Origin of the sequence: Pseudomonas abyssi (assembly GCF_002307495.1) — a bacterium.
Taxonomy (GTDB): Bacteria; Pseudomonadota; Gammaproteobacteria; order Pseudomonadales; family Pseudomonadaceae; genus Halopseudomonas; species Halopseudomonas abyssi.
Genome location: NZ_NTMR01000011.1, coordinates 127,242 through 144,002, shown reverse-complemented (window position 1 = coordinate 144,002; position 16,761 = coordinate 127,242). Strand labels below are relative to the sequence as shown.

Genomic DNA, 16,761 nt, shown 5'->3' with positions numbered 1-16,761 from the left:
CCCCCCCTGAGCGGGGCAACGCACCGAATCAGGGCAACTCTTCGCCGCGCTCGTGGGACAGCTCCAGCGCGGCTCGCTCGGTCCACTCCTCGCTCAGTTCCGCCTTCACCGACACCCCCAGCTCCTTGAACTCGTTGACCTGCTTGACCAGGTTACCGCGTCCGTCCACCAGTTGGTCCCGCGCCTTGCGATAGGCCTGCGAGGCCTTGTCCAGACTGCTTTCAATACCATCCATGCTAGCCAGAAAGGTGCGCAGCTTGTCGTGGATCTTGCCGGCGCGCTCAGCCAGCTCGGCGGTATGGCGGTTCTGGTCTTCAAAGCGCCACAGCTGGCGCACGATATTCAAGCTGGTCAGCAGGGTGGTCGGCGTTGCCACCAGCACATTCTGCTCGATGGCCTTTTGGAACAAGCTTTCGTCAGCCTTCAACGCCTCAACAAAGGCCGATTCGATGGGGATGAACATAAACACCATCTCCGGCGCGTTCAGCCCCGGCAGCTCGAAGTAGTTACGGTCCGACAATTCACGAATACGATCACTGACCGACTGCACATGCTCGCTCAGAGCAATGCGTCGCTCCGCTTCATCTTCGCTGTTGATATAGCGGGTGTAGGCGTTGAGCGACACCTTGGCGTCGATGATCAGGTGCTTGTCCTGCGGCAGATAGACCAGCACGTCCGGGCGCTGACGCTTGCCCTCGGCATTGTTGAAGCTGACCTCGCGCTGGAAATCAGTGCCTGCACGCAGGCCCGAGCGCTCCAGCACGTTCTCCAGAATCAGTTCGCCCCAGTTGCCCTGGGTCTTCTTCTGGCCGCGCAGCGCAGTGCTCAGGTCATGCGCCTCTTGCGTAATCTGGCGGTTCAGTTCTTTCAGGTGATTCAGCTCCGCCGCCAAGGTCGCCTGCTGCTGGGTATCCTTGTGGTGGATATCCTCAACCTTGGCGCGGAACTGGTCGATCTGCTCACGGAAGGGTTTCAGCAGCGCATCCAGCGACTGTTGACTGGTCTGCGAAAAGGCCTGCCCCTTGGCTTCAAAGATCTTGCCCGCCAGCTGCTCGAACTCCATCTTCAGCTGGTCGCGACTGTCCTTGAGCAGCTGCTGTTGCTCGGCAAAGTGCTGCTGGCGCTGCTCCACCGAGCTTTCCAACGTGGAGTAACGCACCTTGAGTGCTTCATGCTCATGCTGCACTGCATCCAGACGACCCTGCAGCCGCTGGCGTTCGCTGCGCAATTCGTCGAGCTGACGCCCCTGCTCTGTGCCGAGCGTTTGCGCGCGCTCGGCCTGTAGTTGCCAATGCTGCTGTTGGGCCTGCTGCTCGCTGAGCCGGGATTGCAAGGTTTGTTGCTGCTCACGCAGCTCGGCCAGTGACTCCTGCAGATGTTCAATGCGAGTCAACTGCGCCACTCGCTCGCTGCCCTGCTGATGCAGCTCGAGCTGCGCCTGCTGCGCTAGCGTCTGCGTCTCGGCCAAACGCGCCTGGGTCTCGCTCAGTTGCTCCTGCAAAAGGCTGCTGCGGCGGACCATCAACCAGGCGGTCACGCCCCAGCCAGCCAACAGCGCGAGTGAAAGCACGGGTAACAGCAGGGTCAAGTCAAGCGCGGGCATTCAGTTCTCCTTTTAAGCTGCGGCCATTATCCCTGTGCTCAGCGCTGAATGTAACCGCCCTCAGCGACTGCGCAGTGAACCCAGCAATCCGCGTACTATCTGCCGGCCAAGCTGAGTGCCGATGGAGCGCATGGCGCTGCGTCCGAAGGAGGTGATCATGTCAGTTACCTCATCGGTCATGCTCTTCTCCTTGCGTGCTCTTGCGCTGCCTTGGGTGCGTGTCTGCGGCTTGTCCTCGGACAGCGAGCGCTCGGCCTGCTGTTGCAGTAGTTCATAGGCAGATTCACGGTCGACAGGCTCGTCGTACGCCCCCTTGAGTGCAGAGGCGTCGATCATCGCGGCACGCTCCGCATCAGTGATCGGCCCCATCTGGCTGTCCGGCGGCCGCACCCAGATCTGTTGCACGATGGACGGCGAACCCTTCTCGTCCAGCACCGACACCAGCGCCTCACCCACGCCCAGCGCGGTAATCACCGCTTCGGTATCCAGTGCCGGGTTGGCGCGGAAGGTCTGAGCCGCCGCACGCACGGCCTTCTGGTCACGTGGAGTAAACGCACGCAGCGCGTGCTGCACGCGGTTGCCGAGCTGGGCCAGCACGGTGTCGGGCAAGTCCAGCGGGCTTTGCGTGACAAAGTAGACACCCACGCCTTTGGAGCGAATCAGCCGCACGACCTGTTCGATCCGGTCGAGCAACGCTTTGGGCGTGTCGTTGAACAGCAGGTGCGCTTCATCAAAGAACAGGACGAAACGCGGTTTGTCGGCATCACCGACCTCCGGCAACTGCTCAAACAGCTCAGACAGCAACCAGAGCAGAATACAGGCGTACCCCAGCGGGCTTTCGCGGTACAGGCGCTCGGCATGCAGGATATTGACCACGCCTTGCCCATGCGCATCCACCTGCAGAAAGTCATCCAGCGAGACGGCGGGCTCACCGAATAGCTGCTCGCCACCCTGCTGCTCCAGCCGCAGCAGTGACCGCTGGATGGCGCCGACGCTGGCCGGTGAAATATTGCCGTAACGCGGCCCCAGTTCAGCACGCTGCTCGTATACGTGATTAAGCATCGCGCGCAGGTCTTTCATATCGAGCAGCAGCCAGCCGAGATCGTCGGCAACCCGGAACAGAATATCGATGATGCCACTCTGGGTTTCATTCAGCCCCAACAACCGCGACAGCAGTTGCGGCCCCAGCTCGGAGATGGTCAGACGCAGCGGATGCCCCTTCTCGCCATACACATCCCAGAACACCGCCGGCGCAGCCTTGGGCTTCAGCGTCTCAATGCCGACGCGTTGAGCACGCTGCTGCAGCTTTTCCGACACCACGCCCGGTTTGGCGATGCCGGAAAAATCCCCCTTGATGTCCGGCACCAGCACCGGCACCCCCTGGGCCGAAAAGGCCTGCGCCAGTACCTGCAGCGTAATGGTCTTGCCAGTACCCGTAGCGCCGGAAATCAAACCATGGCGATTGGCCATGCGCGGCGCAATAGCAACGCCAGTACTGGCATTGGCACCAATAAACAACGGGGGAATCGTCATCAGCCACTCTCCTTTAGACCCGGATACCTGCTCCGCACGCATTATGTACCAGGCCGCTGGTAGCGCAAGCGCGCCCGGGCAATCCGCTGACTGCACAGTCACTCGACATACGCCCCGGCGCTCCCCCATTAGGGGGGGATAAACCACCAAAACATCCGCATAGAGTCGATGACAGCGATGCCTGATAGACGGCAAAAACCGCCTGTCAGCCCGCAAGGTTCCTCAATAACAACAAGCGCTCGACGCGAGGACAGACATGAAAAGCATAAGAACAAAAACCATAGCGCACGCCAGTCTCAAACCCATGGTCGTCGCCGTTGCGATGGCCACCGCCCTACCCGCCCACGCCGTGCGATTTGATATCGGCGATATTGAGGGGCAGTTCGATTCCAGTATTTCAATAGGCTCAAGCTGGGCCACTGCCAGCCCCGACAAGGACTTCATCTGGGCCAACAGCGGTGGCAACGCCAACGCTGCCAATACCGACGACAACCGACTCAACTTCGACAAGGGCGACGCGTTCTCGACGATCTTCAAGGGTATTCACGATCTGTCACTGCAATACGGTGACACCGGCGTATTTCTGCGCGGCAAGTACTGGTATGACTTCGAGCTGAAGGACGGCCATCAGGACCTTTACGACATCAGCGACGACAACCGCAAGACCGCCGCCAAGGCATCCGGCATTCAGCTACTTGATGCCTTCCTCTACCACAACTACGCGATTGGCGACATGCCGGGCTCGGTGCGCATCGGTAAGCAGGTGGTCAGCTGGGGTGAAAGTACCTTTATTCAGAATGGCATCAACAGCATCAACCCCATCGACGTTGCCGCCTTCCGCCGTCCCGGTGCCGAGATCAAGGAAGGCCTGATCCCGGTAAACATGATCTATCTGTCCCAAAGCCTGACCGACAACCTGGGTATGGAGGCGTTTTATCAGCTGGAGTGGGATCAGACCGTCATCGACAACTGCGGTACCTTTTTCTCACCCAGCGACACCCTGGCTGACGGTTGCTATCAGGTGGGCGTTGGCGGCAGTCAAAACGGTGCCAACGGTGACCCGACCTTTGTCTACGTACCACGAGCCGGTGACGTTGATGCCAAAGACGAAGGTCAGTTTGGCGTCTCCTTCCGTTACTACGCCGAGCAGCTGCACCAGACCGAGTTTGGCCTGTATTTCATGAACATCCACAGTCGTCTGCCGACGTACAACACGATCTCAGGAGGCGGACAGTTCCCGCAGCTGGGTGACGCTGAGCTGAACTCGCAAACTGGCCAGGTCGATGTGCCGATGCTGGGCAACTATTTCCTCGCCTATCCGGAAGACATCCGCATTTACGGCATGAGCTTCCAGACCAACCTGGGGGGCACTGCGCTATCTGGCGAGGTGAGCTACCGCCCCAACCAGCCCGTACAGATCAGCTCAAACGACCTGACCGGTGCCGCCTTGGGCAATAGCGCCACCCCGCTCACCACCAGCGGCCATGTACCTGGCGCGACGCTGGGTGTCCCTATCCCTGCCGGCACCGTCATCCAGGGCTATAAGCGCCTGCCGGTCACTCAGGCTCAGGTCACTGCGATCCGAATCTTCGACAACATCCTGGGTGCGCGCAGCATGACTGTCATTGGAGAAGTCGGCTACAACCATATTAGCGGGGTCAAAAAAGGCATCAACGAACTGCGCTACGGTCGCGACTCGCTCTACGGTTCCGGCCCGCTGGCAGTTCCCGGCGTCTGTGAAGGTTTGAACGCAGCCGACCCGTCCGAGTGTACCTACGACGGCTTCTACACCAGCAGCTCCTGGGGCTACCGCGCCGTGGTCAATATGGAGTACGAAGGTTTCGCTGGCGTCGCGCTCAAACCCAATTTCGCGTTCTCTCATGATGTCGACGGCACTGGCCCGAACTTTGTTGAAGGCTCCATGGCCGCCAGCGTTGGTCTGACCGGCGTGTACAACAACAAGTACAACGCCAGCATCAACTACACCAACTTTTTCGGCGGCGACTACAACCCCAACACCGACCGCGATTTCGTCGCCGTCAGCGTCGGCGTGAACTTCTAATAAGAAACGGAGCAAGCGATGAAAATGATGCATAAACAATCCCTGCACCTGCTTGGCGGTGCCCTGCTCAGCACCCTGGCGCTGTCTGTCAGTGCCGCCGTCTCCCCCGAGGAGGCCGCCACACTGCAAACCACCTTGACGCCGATGGGCGCCGAGCGCGCCGGCAACGCCAGCGGGACCATTCCGGAATGGACCGGCGGCATGGCCACCGACGCTGCCGCCGTTGACAGTGATGGCTTTTCTGCCGACCCCTTCGCGGGCGAACAGCCGCTGTATACCGTGACAGCCGCTAATATGGACCAGTACGCCGAGCTGCTGACAGCGGGGCAGAAGGCCATGCTGCAGCGCTACCCGGACACCTATAAGCTGCGCGTCTTCCAGACCAATCGCAGCGCCACCGTACCGCAGGAAGTATTCGATGCGGTAGCGCGCAACGCGGTCAACACCCGGTTGGTCGAAGGGGGCAACGGCCTGGAGAACTTTGATACCGCCTACCCCTTCCCGATCCCGCAGAGTGGCGTCGAGGTCATCTGGAACCATATCACTCGCTACCGCGGTGGCAGCTTCGAGCGGGTGATTGCCCAGGCCACACCGCAGGCCAACGGTTCCAATACCATGGTGATCCTGCAGGATGCCTTCAGCTTCGCCACCGCGCTGACTGACTACGGCCCGAAGATCTCCGACAACCTGATGTTCTACTTCACCCAGCGCATCCTGTCGCCATCGCGTCTGGCCGGTGACGTGTTGCTGGTGCACGAAAACATCAACCAGTTGAAGGAGCCGCGCGCCGCGTGGATGTACAACGCAGGCCAGCGCCGCGTACGCCGCGCCCCACAGGTTGCCTATGACGGCCCGGCGTTCAGCGCCGACGGTACCCGCGTGTCGGACAACTACGATCTGTACAACGGCTCACCTGACCGCTACGACTGGAAACTGGTCGGCAAACGCGAGCTGCTGATTCCCTACAACAACTTCGCCATCGCCTCACGCGAGCTGAAGTACGACGACATCATCCAGCAGGGCCACATCAATCAGGACCTGGTGCGCTACGAAGTGCATCGCGTGTGGGAAGTGGAAGCAACACTTAGGGAAGGTCAACGGCATGTTTATGCCAAGCGCCACTTCTTTATCGACGAAGACAACTGGCAAGCCGGCGAAATCGACCACTACGATGGCCGCGGCGGCCTGTGGCGGGTGGCCGAGGCTATTGCCCTGCAACGCTTTGACCTGAAGATCCCGGGCTATGCACTGGAAACCCTGTACGACCTGCAGAACGGCCGCTACATGGCCCTGGGCATGACCAACGAAGAACGCAAGAACTACGACTTCAGCTTTGAAGCGTCCTCTGCGGACTTTACTCCCAACGCGCTGCGCGCCGCGGGTATCCGCTAACCCCCTTTGCTCTCCCCCTGCCGTTTCCGCTGCTCCGGGCGGCATGGGGGAGCCTTTCTTTTAGCGGCAAGCTGCAAGCTTTAAGCGGCAAGCCGATCTCACTCATTCCCCCGCCCTGCTTTGCTTTTCGCTTGAAGCTTGCGGCTTGCGGCTTGCGGCTCGCGGCAGCCGCCGCGGGCCGCTACGCCTGCTGCAACATCACCGCCGCCTGCGCGCGATTATCCACCTTGAGTTTGGCGAAGATGCTCTTCATATGCGACTTGATGGTCTCCGGGGTCACGTTCAGATCCCGGGCAATCTGCTTGTTCGACTTGCCCTCGGCTACCAGTTGAACGACCTGCCGCTCCTTGACTGTCAGCGCCAGCAACGCCTGGCTGCAGTGCTCGCTCTGAGCAGTCGCATCAATGCCCAGCAGGTTGGCGGCCCGCTGCTGCAACGCGGACGGGCACAGGCGCGCCAGAAGCGCACAGGTATCCTGCGTCGGCAGATCCGTCAGCAGACTGATGGCGCCGCTCTGCTCTAGCAGGTCCAGCTCCGCCGACAGTAACGGCAGCGCAGCCTTGGCGCCTTGATCGCGGCTGATCAGCAAGCCGCCAACAACGCCCAACTCCAGGTAGTACAGCCAGAGCCCGGACGCTTTAAAACGCTCCAGCAGCGCTGATGCCTGCTCCAGCAGGCCCGGCTCGCAGCAGTCCTCATCCAGCGCCAGCCAAAGGCGTGCCAGCAGCGCAAAGTACTCCCGGTCGACCCACTGATCCGGCCACTCCAGGCTGGCCAGTTGCTGCAGCAGATTGCTGCACACCTGCGCCTCGCGTGGCTTGCGCTCCAGCAGATGCAAGCGTACCCGCTCAAGCAGCGCGCGCGCCTGCAGGCGCGGCCAATCCCGTGCCAGCGCGAGCGACTCCAGGTCATCCAATAGTCGTCGGGCCTGGGCAAAGCGCCCCTGCTGCGCCAGCAGACGAACCTGCGCGGTATAGGCAAAGGCCGCGCATTCGATAAAGCTGCCCATCTTGATGTAGGGCAGACACTCCTGCAGCAGGTTCTCTGCCTCGGCATAGTCTCCGCGCAGGTAATGTCCATATGCACCGAGGCCTTTGGGTAAGGCCGTCAAGACCGGGTTGGGTCGACGCATGTCAGCGGCGCTCTGGTTAGCCGCCTGCTGCTGCAGCTCGTCCAGCGCTGCGATTCCCTGCACGATACGACCCTGATACATCTCGGCCAGGCCATACAAAGACTGCCGATAGCACTCATGCAGGAAGTACCCCCGATTGCCCTGACTGCGGCGCTGGGTTGGAGGCAAGGCGTAGAGCTGATCCCACTCGCAGGCACGCATGTGCGCGCCACAGATGACATTCAGCAACACGTTGGCCGCCCACTGGGTGCAGTAGCCTGACTCGACGCATTCGCGGGCCAGCGGGGCCGCCAGCGCATAGCGATCATCCAGCGCCCAAAGCATGGCCTTGATCGCCTGCACTTCCCAGTAGATGGCGCTGGACTCCTCGCTGGGTGTATGCTGCTCAATCTCCGCCTCCAGCTCACAGGTCAGCCGCATCGCAGGCCCATGCTCCAGCGCCAGCCCCATGGCCCAGGCGCGGGTGACCTTGAGCGGCAGCGGGCTGTCGCTCGCCTGCATCTGCCAGCGCTTTTCCAGCACGACCAGGGTGCTGAAATCGCCCTGTTCGATCAGCGTGGTGGCGCAATCTTGAATCCATTCGCGCAGTTGCGCGACATCACCACTGTCCATGCCCAACCTGATAGCATCAAACCAGAGTTGGCGTTGGGCAAACCAGCGGGCGGCCTGCAGCATCAGCTTGCGTGCGGCCACCTCATCCTGCCGCAGGCAGGCAGCGCGCAGGTGCTCACGGAACAGCGGATGCAAGCTGAACCAGGTGTCGTGTTCATCCAGCACGCTGAGGAACAGCTGGCGTCGTCGCATGAGCAGCAGCAGTTCATCGGCCTGTGCTTCGCCGAGCAGCTCCTGCAGCAGGCCGGCGCTGAACTTGTCGAGCACGCCGACCGCACACAGGCAGCGCGCCATGGCCTCAGGCAGCTGCGCCAGAATGTCATCAAACAGGTTGCTGATGCTGCGTGGCAGATGGCGCCCCGCACCCTGCGCAGGGGTCAGAAGGTAGGCCCGCAGAGCAGCAATCCAGCCGTCCGATGCCTGCTGAATGCTGCAGACATCACCACCAAACTCCGGCTGAACGCCGCCCTTGCGAAACAGGTCGCGGGTTTCCTCCAGCTCAAAGCGCAGCATGGTGCTGTCGATCTCCAGACGATCATCGGCATACAGGTGTTCAACAATCGGCTCCGGCACGTCCTTGCGGCCGACCAGCACAAGATGCACATGCTCCGGCGCGCGCTGCACAAACACGCGCAACGCCTCGACCAGCACCTCGTCGTCTATGCAGTGATAGTCATCCAGAAACAGGGTCAATGGCGTCGGCTGCCTGGCGAGATCATCGATCAACAGGCTGCTCAGCGCCTCGGCACTGAAAAAACCGAGCTCGGCGCCCAAGTCGAGGCAGCGCCGACCGGCCTCTGGCAGCACTTTGTTGATGGCAGCGCAGATGTAGTACAGCAGCCGCTGGGCGCTGTCATCCTCGGCGTCCAGCGATAGCCAGGCGACAGTCTGACCCAGCGCGCTCAGACGTTCTGCCCAGATGGTTGCGAGGGTAGTTTTGCCGAAACCCGGCGGCGCCTCCAGCACCGCGAGGCGACGCTCCAGCAGCTGATCTGCGTAGAGTTCAAGGCGGGGACGGGGCAGAATGCCTCGACCACGGCGTGGCGGAGATATCTTGGTGGCCAACAGCAAAGGCAGTTCGTTTCCCCCGTTCTGCCCGGGGGTGGATTGCGGCGCAATCCAGGCTACGCGATTCCTGTTCATGAAGTCCGTCCATGCCGAGCACGGGCTGCCTGCGGCAGCCTTTTTATTGTTATTTTCACTAGCGCGGCAGGAACACTGGGCGATCCGGGGGTGACCTGCCGGCACGGTCACCCCATCATACGAACGCCATCATTTAGAGTAAATACTCAATTGGCGCAAACGGTCACGGTCTGACCACCGGTGGCTTATTGGGCATTCTTTTGCTGCACCTCGGCCCAGCTCTCGTATTCGCGTTGCATGATGTACAACTTGATTTGCTGAGCCTGCTCTGACGAGAGACTGTCAGCAAAGGAGGCCATCCCTTTTCCACGGAAGGCGCCTTGCAGCACGATGGCTTCCCAGGCGTCACGCACCGCATCACTGGAATAGCGCAGGTCGGGGATGGTTCCCCCGCCGACCGCACCCACGCCATGGCAGACGGTGCAGTAAATACCGTAGTTCAACGCGCCCTGCTCAATATCGCTGGCGGCAGCAACCACCGGCTGTGGCACCCGGTCGATTGCTTGCTGCTGCGGCGGCGATGACAGCTGCGCCTTGCCATCCAATTTGAACACCAGCATCCGACTGATATTGCGTGTACCCGTCGCGACCGCAGCATCACCGCCGAACAGCGCCGCCGCACCGCCCCACCCCGCCATCAGGGCAATGTACTGCTGACCATTGTGCTGATAGGTCATAGGCGCGGCGATGACCCCGGTCTGGGTCGGGAACTGCCAGAGCAGGTCACCTTTGTCTGCGGTATAAGCCTCCAGCTGCCCAGCCGAGGTACCTTGAAACACCAGGTTACCAGCCGTCACCAGAGTGCCGCCGTTCCAGTGATTGGGTCGCTCTACACGCCAGGCCGGCGTCTGCTTTTCTGGGTCCCAGGCGATCAGCGCGCCAGTGGCATATTCTCTTGGCAGCGAGCGGTTCTCCAAGCCAGCGCCGGTGTTGAAGGCATTGCGCACAACAAAGTTGCCGCCCTCGTTGGCGTAGGTCGCGGGGATTTCCTGATACGGCAGGTAGACCAGCCCGGTCAGCGGGCTATAGGACATTGAGTGCCAGTTGTGCGCACCGAACGGGCTTGGCCAAATAAGCGCCGGCTCATTCTCATAGCGCGCATTGGGCGCTTCAACCGGGCGCCCGGTCGCCATGTCGATACGCTCTGCCCAGGTTACCTTGCCGAATTTTTCAGCCGACAGCAGCTCGCCGGTCGCCCGGTCCAGCACGTAAAAAAAGCCGTTCTTGGGGGCCTGCATGATGACCTGACGCGGCTTGCCGTCGATCTCCAGCTCCGCCAGGGTCAACTGCTGCGTGGCGGTGTAGTCCCAGCTGTCTCCAGGGGTCGTCTGGTAGTGCCAGACCAGCTCGCCGGTTTCCGGTCGCAGGGCGAGAATGGACGACAGATACAGGTTGTCGCCGCCACCCGGGCTGCGCACTTCGCGATTCCATGGCGAGCCATTGCCGGTGCCGACGTACAACAGATTCAGCTCGGCGTCATAGGCCATGCTGTCCCACGCGGTGCCGCCCCCGCCCAGATCCCAGCGCGTCTGGTCACTCCAGGTCTTGAGCGCTGCCTCCAGCGCCGGGCTGTCCTGCGGACCATCGGCCGGGTTCGCCGGTACGGTGTAAAAGCGCCAGCGCAACGCCCCTGTCGCCGCGTCGTAGGCAGAAAAATATCCGCGCACGCCGAACTCGGCGCCGCCATTGCCAATCAGCACCAGATCCTTGAGCACCCGAGGCGCTCCGGTAATGGTGTAAGGCTGGCTGTCATCGGTGGTTTGCTGGGTCCACAGCGGCTTACCGGTCTTGGCATCCAGCGCGATCAGGCGGCCATCCAGGGTGCCGACATAGACCTTGCCTTGCCAAAGCGCAACACCGCGGTTAACCGCATCGCAACAGGCTGAACGCCCCTTCGCCTTGTCTACGCCCGGGTCAAAGCTCCAGAGAATCTCGCCGCTGTCGGCGTCCACCGCCATCACCCGGCTCCAGGACAGCGAGGTATAGAGCACACCTTCGTGATACAGGGGCGTGGCCTCCAGCCCCCGGCTGTTGTCCAGGTCGATTGACCAGGCCAGGCCCAGTTGCTGGACATTCTCGGTGCTGATCTGCGTCAGCGGGCTGAAGCGCTGCTGGGCCCAGGTGCGGTCGTAGCTGAGCCATTGGCTGCCGTCGGTTTCGCTGGCCAGCATGGCTGCAGTATCCACTGGCGCGGCCTGCATGGCGCCAGCAAGGGCAAACAGGGGAAGGATCAGGCTATTGCGCAGGGCGCGGGTGGTCAGGTGTGTCATGGGCTACTCGTCTGTCATTGTTTTTATTGTGCAGACCTGATGGCATGCAGCGATCAGGTCGTCTTGCCGGCAAAACGGCGAATGGCTTCGGCCACCTGGCCGGGTTGTTCCAGGGCAACCGAGTGCCCTGCGCCAGCAACCACCTGGCAGTCGCCGTGGCCGCTGTGCTCGATGATCTGCCGCGACTGCGCGACGCTGTAGGCATGGTCCTGTTCGCCGGCAAGCACCAGCAACGGCACGCGCAGGCCGATCAGCTCTGGCAATACAGAGCGACGATGGATAACACCGCGCGCCGCCTCCCCAATACGCGGCCCCAGCTCGCGCATGCGCGCCCGCCAGCGAGCGCATAGCGCCGCTTGCGACGGGCTGCGCAGGGTGTCGTCACCAAACATGATGAACATCAGGGTATCGATCTGATCGGCAGCACCCTCGCGGGCCAGCTGCTCGACCAATGGCTCGAATTCGGCCAGCTGCCGCTCCAGGTCGCCACTGCTGCCCATCACGATGCAACCGGCCAGACGCTGCGGATAACGTGCCGCCAGCCGCAGGGCGACAAAGCCGCCCATGGAGTTGCCGGCAAAGTAGCAGGGCGCGAGCTCCAGCGCGTCGATCAGCGCCAGCGCGTCGTCGGTGAGGGTATCCATATCCAGGTTGCCGGCGCAGCTGCTCAGCCCCTGCCCCCGATGGTCGTAGACCACTATCTCGAAGTCCTGGTGCAACTGCTCGATCAGCGGCTCAAACATCCGCCAATCGAAAAACAGCGAATGGCTCAGCACCAGAACCGGCTTGCCGGGCTGCGGGTAACGCTCGAAATGCAGGCGGACGTCGTTCACCATCAGGTACGCCATGGGCGCATGCTCCGGTCGGCTGATCAGACCCTGATGCTAGAAGACGTCACCCAAGAGGATTTACCCCCCTGTTGGGGGATATAGGGGAGTTTGATAGGCAGGTACAGGAGACGCTCAGTTCGTCTGGCTGCCGTCCAGGGCAAAGAACTGACCACAGCTCCAGACGCCGGTGCGGGCAGTCCCTTGCTGCTCATGCTCGACAGCCAGCTCGGCCAGCTCGTAAAACACGTTACGTCCGATCAGCGCTTCGAGATTGCCGCGAACCAGAATGTAGGGGGCCGGCTCCTGGGTGTCGGGGTCGACCTGCACGCGCAGCGGATGTTCGGCGTCCAGCGTCACCTCGTCTTCCAGGTTGGTAGTGAAGTGCAGGCGCTGCTGCTCGCCCTGTCCCTCGATACGCAGGCGGGTAGCCACAAAGGGCGCGTCATCGACCTGGATGCCCCAGCGCTCGACCGGGGTTACCAGGTAGTAGCGGCCATCCTCATCCAGCCGCAAAATGCTGGAAAACAACTGGGCCAGCGCTTTGCGCTCAATCGCGTCACCTTCGTGATACCAGGTGCCGTCGCGAGCAATGCGCATGTCCATTTCGCCGCTCAACGGTGTATCCCACTGCTCTACCGGGGCGGGCTCGCGGCGTTGCAACGCGCCACGCTGAGGAATGCTGTCGAGAAGGGATTGCGGGGGTGGTGCACGACGGGACATGAGCTCTCCTGTTGGATCTGCCGGACGGCAACTGCGAACCGGCAGCGCGTAATGCCCTGCCCAGCCTGTCAGTGCCGACCCAGCAATTGCCGGGTGTAGTCCTGCAGCGGTGGCCGCAGCAGGTCATCGGGCGAGGCGTTATAAAACTGCAGAAAACCGCCACGGGTCTCGATGCGGGCGTAGTCCACCAGATGGCGCGAGCCCACTTCAAGCAGCATCAGCTGCAGCACACCGCGGTCTCGACCGACATCGCCCCACTGCTCCGAGGTTTCCCATTCTTCCCGGCTGCCCACCGCATCGTCGGCGGCGGCAAAGCGGGTATAGAGCAGGTAGTCGTAGCCAAAGCTGCCGGCTTCGGCCAGCGCTTCCTCCAGCCCTAACGGCTGGGGTGAGCGACGTACTACCGGAAACACCTCAACCGCAGCAGCAAACGCCTCTTCTGCTACGACATTAGGGCGGGCGTAGGGTTCGCCAATCGGCAGAAAATGCCCCTGAGCGATGTACAGTTTGGAGTCAGACTGCAGCACCCAGGTACTGCTGCGCTCGATGCGATAATGATTGAGCAGGCCCGCATCGCCCATGTAGTAGCCGGCCTGCTGCTGCATGTCAGACGGTTTCATGCAGCCAGTCAGTGACAGCATTCCCAATACAATCAACAAGGTGCGCATGTGACCTGCCCTCAGTTATCAGCTAGAGACCGCGCATCCACTCCGGCCGCAGACCCGCCGAGTGCGGACGGGCGATCGCCTGTTCGATCTGCCCCAACAACTGCGCCTTGTCCCGGCCCAGCTCGCCCTTGAGCACCAGCGCATTGGATGCATGGTCGCTGCGAAAAGTAGTGTTGTCCAGCTCCAGCGCACCGACAAAACGCAGCAGTTCCTGGAACAGCTGCTCCTGTGTCAGCGGCGCAAAATCCGGATAACGGGCCTGAAAACGCTCCATGCCCTGAGGGAAGCTGACAACCAGGGTGGAGACGAACTCGGGCTGGGTTTCATTCACCAGACGAGCCGAGTGGTCGGCGTGCTGATCACTCAAGGTGCTGCCGCCCAGACCGTTAAGAATCATCACCGAGCGCTTCAGCCCCGCTTCCCCGGCCTTGTTCAGGGCGTCGGCTGTGGAGGCATAGCTTTCGCCCTTGTTGACCCGCTCCAGCACCTCATCATCACCCGACTCGGCGCCCACATAGAGCATAGCCAACCCGGCATCGCGCAACTCGCGCAATTCCTCTACCGACTTGCGCTTAAGGTTGCGCGGCAGGCAGTAAGAGGTCACTCGCTCGACACTGGGAATGTGCTCGGCGATAGCCTGCAGGATGCGCAGCAGGCGATGGGTCGGCAGTACCATGGCGTCGCCGTCGGCGAGGAATATGCGCTGAACAATATAGCGTTCACCCACCTTGCGAATCTCTTCCAGCACCTCGGCCTCATCACGGGCGCGAAACTTCTTCTGCGGCGCCGTGTACATCTCGCAAAAGGTGCACTTATTCCAGGAGCAGCCGTTGGTTACCGGCAGTATCAGCGAGTGCGCCTCGCTTGGCGGACGAAAAACCGGTTCTATGTAACTGACAGGAAAGGCTTCTTGCATCATCAGGGCATCTCTTTCTTATGGCACTGCAAACGACAAAAACCGGACATCATAACCACCTGCCCCATCTTTTCACACCACCCGGACGTGTTTAGCCCGGCGTGATGCACTTCACATATAGTCTGCGTGCCAGCCGAGGCGTTTGCTCCATCACGAGACAACCTGAGCAATTGCCCCGACCTTTTCCAAGCACAGGACAACAATAATGAACGCTGCTTTCCCGCGCCCGAACGGGCTCCCCCTATTCAAGACCCTCAGCCTGGCGGTTGCCGCGCTGTCATTAACCGGCTGCCTGTCCAGCGGTGGCGGTGGCGACGACACCACGCCCAACCCGCTGGCCGTGAGCACCACGGAAGGCCAGGTGCTCGGCATCAAGACAGACAACCTGCGTATCTTCCGCGCCATTCCCTACGCCAAGCCCCCGGTCGGCGAACGGCGCTTTGCACCGCCAGAGCCACCTGAGGCGCGCAACGGCACACTGACCCTCTCCCAGGACTTCGGTAACAGCTGCCCGCAGAGCGACATCACCACCGGCGCCGCAGCCGGCGACGAAGACTGCCTGTACCTCAATGTGTACACGCCAACCGACGCCAAGGACCTGCCGGTCATGGTGTGGATTCACGGCGGCGCCTTTGTCTTTGGCAACGGCGGTGGCGAGTATGACCCGACCCGCCTGGCGGCAGAAGATGTGGTGGTGGTTACCCTCAACTATCGCCTGGGTAACCTGGGCTTCCTTGCCCACCCCTCACTCGCGTCCAACGGCGGCAACTTCGGCCTGATGGACCAGCAGCAGGCCCTGCGCTGGGTGCAACAGAATATCGAAGCCTTCGGCGGAGATGCCGATAACGTCACCATTTTTGGTGAGTCCGCCGGCGGCCACAGTGTCATGAGCCACATCGTCTCGCCACGGGCAGAAACCGAGGGCCTGTTCCAGCGCGCCATCGTGCAGAGCGGCTCATACGCTCCCTTCCAGGTGCCCAAGGCTGCGGCACAGGCCGGCGGTGTGGGCGTCGCCAACGCCCTGGGCTGTACCGACCTAGACACCGCCGCCGACTGTCTGCGCGCCCTGCCGGTGTCGAGCCTGCTGGCCGCTCAAGGGTCGCAATCCATGCCGACTGTCGACCCAGACTCCGACCTGCTACCCAAGTCGATCATGCAGGCACTGAACGAAGGCAGCTTCAATGACAGCCTGGATGTGCTGATCGGCAGTAACCAGAACGAAGGCACGCTGTTCGTGGCGCTGGATGAGGTTGGCGGCAACCCGATCGACGACGAGGCCGAATACCGCAGCCGTGTCGACGCCTTCTTTCAGCCCTATCAGGCCAGCGTTCCCTACGACGCCGATCAGATTGCGACCGACTACCTGGCGCGGGTAGCCGGCAGTGCCAAGCCCTTTGAAGCGGCGCTATCGGCGATCTGGACCGACTTCATGTTTGCCTGCAACGCCTACGTGCATGCCAGCACCTTCGCGGGTGCCAGCATGAACACCTTTCAGTACTGGTTCCGCGATGAGGACGCGCCCTGGACACTGGTACCGCCGGTGGCCGTCAGTTTCCCGCTGGGCGCCACCCATGCCGGCGAGATTCCGTACGTGCTCTACCCGGATAGCGTAATGCAGACACGCTACTCTGGTGACACGGCTGATCTGTTGAGCCTGTCCGAGGAAATGGTCGACTACTGGACACAGTTCGCCAAGACCGGCGACCCCAACACCACCGACGGCGTTGCTGCCAGCTGGGCCCAGGCCGCCACCGGCAACCTGCAGGTACTGGATGTACCCAATGCCGCCAGCAGTAGCGCCCTTACCTTCCTGGGCTACCACAACTGCGCCTACTGGCAGGCGCCGCCACTGACGTTGCCGGCAGCGCGGTAACCCCAGC

The 16,761-nt window shown here is 61.8% G+C and carries 11 protein-coding genes; 3 read left to right on the top strand and 8 right to left on the bottom strand.

Annotation, left to right across the window (positions count from 1 at the left end; translation table 11 throughout):
• Positions 1 to 28: 28 nt before the first annotated feature.
• The gene (locus CNQ84_RS09780) at positions 29 to 1,603 is read right to left on the bottom strand and encodes a DNA recombination protein RmuC (RefSeq protein WP_096004688.1); all 1,575 of its coding nucleotides are present in this window, start codon (positions 1,601 to 1,603) and stop codon (positions 29 to 31) included.
• 60 nt (positions 1,604 to 1,663) lie between these two features.
• The gene (locus tag CNQ84_RS09775) at positions 1,664 to 3,136 is read right to left on the bottom strand and encodes a helicase HerA-like domain-containing protein (protein ID WP_096004687.1); all 1,473 of its coding nucleotides are present in this window, start codon (positions 3,134 to 3,136) and stop codon (positions 1,664 to 1,666) included.
• 256 nt (positions 3,137 to 3,392) lie between these two features.
• Here CNQ84_RS09775 and CNQ84_RS09770 point away from each other — a divergent pair, with 256 nt between their 5' ends.
• Both CNQ84_RS09770 and CNQ84_RS09765 read left to right on the top strand, forming a co-directional pair.
• Positions 3,393 to 5,198: a DUF1302 domain-containing protein gene (locus tag CNQ84_RS09770; protein ID WP_096004686.1), complete on the top strand. Its 1,806-nt coding sequence runs from the start codon at positions 3,393 to 3,395 to the stop codon at positions 5,196 to 5,198.
• Between the two features lie 18 nt (positions 5,199 to 5,216).
• On the top strand, positions 5,217 to 6,590 hold the full coding sequence (locus tag CNQ84_RS09765; RefSeq protein WP_425439958.1) for a DUF1329 domain-containing protein: 1,374 nt from the start codon (positions 5,217 to 5,219) through the stop codon (positions 6,588 to 6,590).
• A 181-nt stretch (positions 6,591 to 6,771) separates the two neighbouring features.
• Here the strand turns inward: CNQ84_RS09765 and CNQ84_RS09760 are convergent, their stop codons facing one another.
• The 6 genes from CNQ84_RS09760 to CNQ84_RS09735 all read right to left on the bottom strand — a co-directional run bounded on the left by CNQ84_RS09760 (position 6,772) and on the right by CNQ84_RS09735 (position 14,884).
• Positions 6,772 to 9,477 carry a LuxR C-terminal-related transcriptional regulator gene (locus CNQ84_RS09760; RefSeq protein ID WP_096004685.1) on the bottom strand — a complete coding sequence of 902 codons (2,706 nt, stop codon included), beginning with the start codon at positions 9,475 to 9,477 and terminating at the stop codon, positions 6,772 to 6,774.
• 185 nt (positions 9,478 to 9,662) lie between these two features.
• On the bottom strand, positions 9,663 to 11,747 hold the full coding sequence (locus tag CNQ84_RS09755) for a PQQ-dependent dehydrogenase, methanol/ethanol family (protein WP_174704251.1): 2,085 nt from the start codon (positions 11,745 to 11,747) through the stop codon (positions 9,663 to 9,665).
• 53 nt (positions 11,748 to 11,800) lie between these two features.
• Entirely contained in the window at positions 11,801 to 12,595 is a 795-nt protein-coding gene (locus tag CNQ84_RS09750; protein WP_096004684.1) for an alpha/beta fold hydrolase, read from the bottom strand.
• A gap of 114 nt (positions 12,596 to 12,709) precedes the next feature.
• On the bottom strand, positions 12,710 to 13,297 hold the full coding sequence (locus CNQ84_RS09745) for a DUF1285 domain-containing protein (protein ID WP_096004683.1): 588 nt from the start codon (positions 13,295 to 13,297) through the stop codon (positions 12,710 to 12,712).
• Between the two features lie 68 nt (positions 13,298 to 13,365).
• On the bottom strand, positions 13,366 to 13,965 hold the full coding sequence (locus tag CNQ84_RS09740) for a DUF4823 domain-containing protein (protein WP_096004682.1): 600 nt from the start codon (positions 13,963 to 13,965) through the stop codon (positions 13,366 to 13,368).
• 22 nt (positions 13,966 to 13,987) lie between these two features.
• Positions 13,988 to 14,884: a radical SAM protein gene (locus CNQ84_RS09735; RefSeq protein ID WP_425220647.1), complete on the bottom strand. Its 897-nt coding sequence runs from the start codon at positions 14,882 to 14,884 to the stop codon at positions 13,988 to 13,990.
• A gap of 202 nt (positions 14,885 to 15,086) precedes the next feature.
• Between CNQ84_RS09735 and CNQ84_RS09730 the strand changes: the two genes are divergently transcribed.
• Entirely contained in the window at positions 15,087 to 16,754 is a 1,668-nt protein-coding gene (locus tag CNQ84_RS09730; protein WP_096004681.1) for a carboxylesterase/lipase family protein, read from the top strand.
• Positions 16,755 to 16,761: the final 7 nt, after the last annotated feature.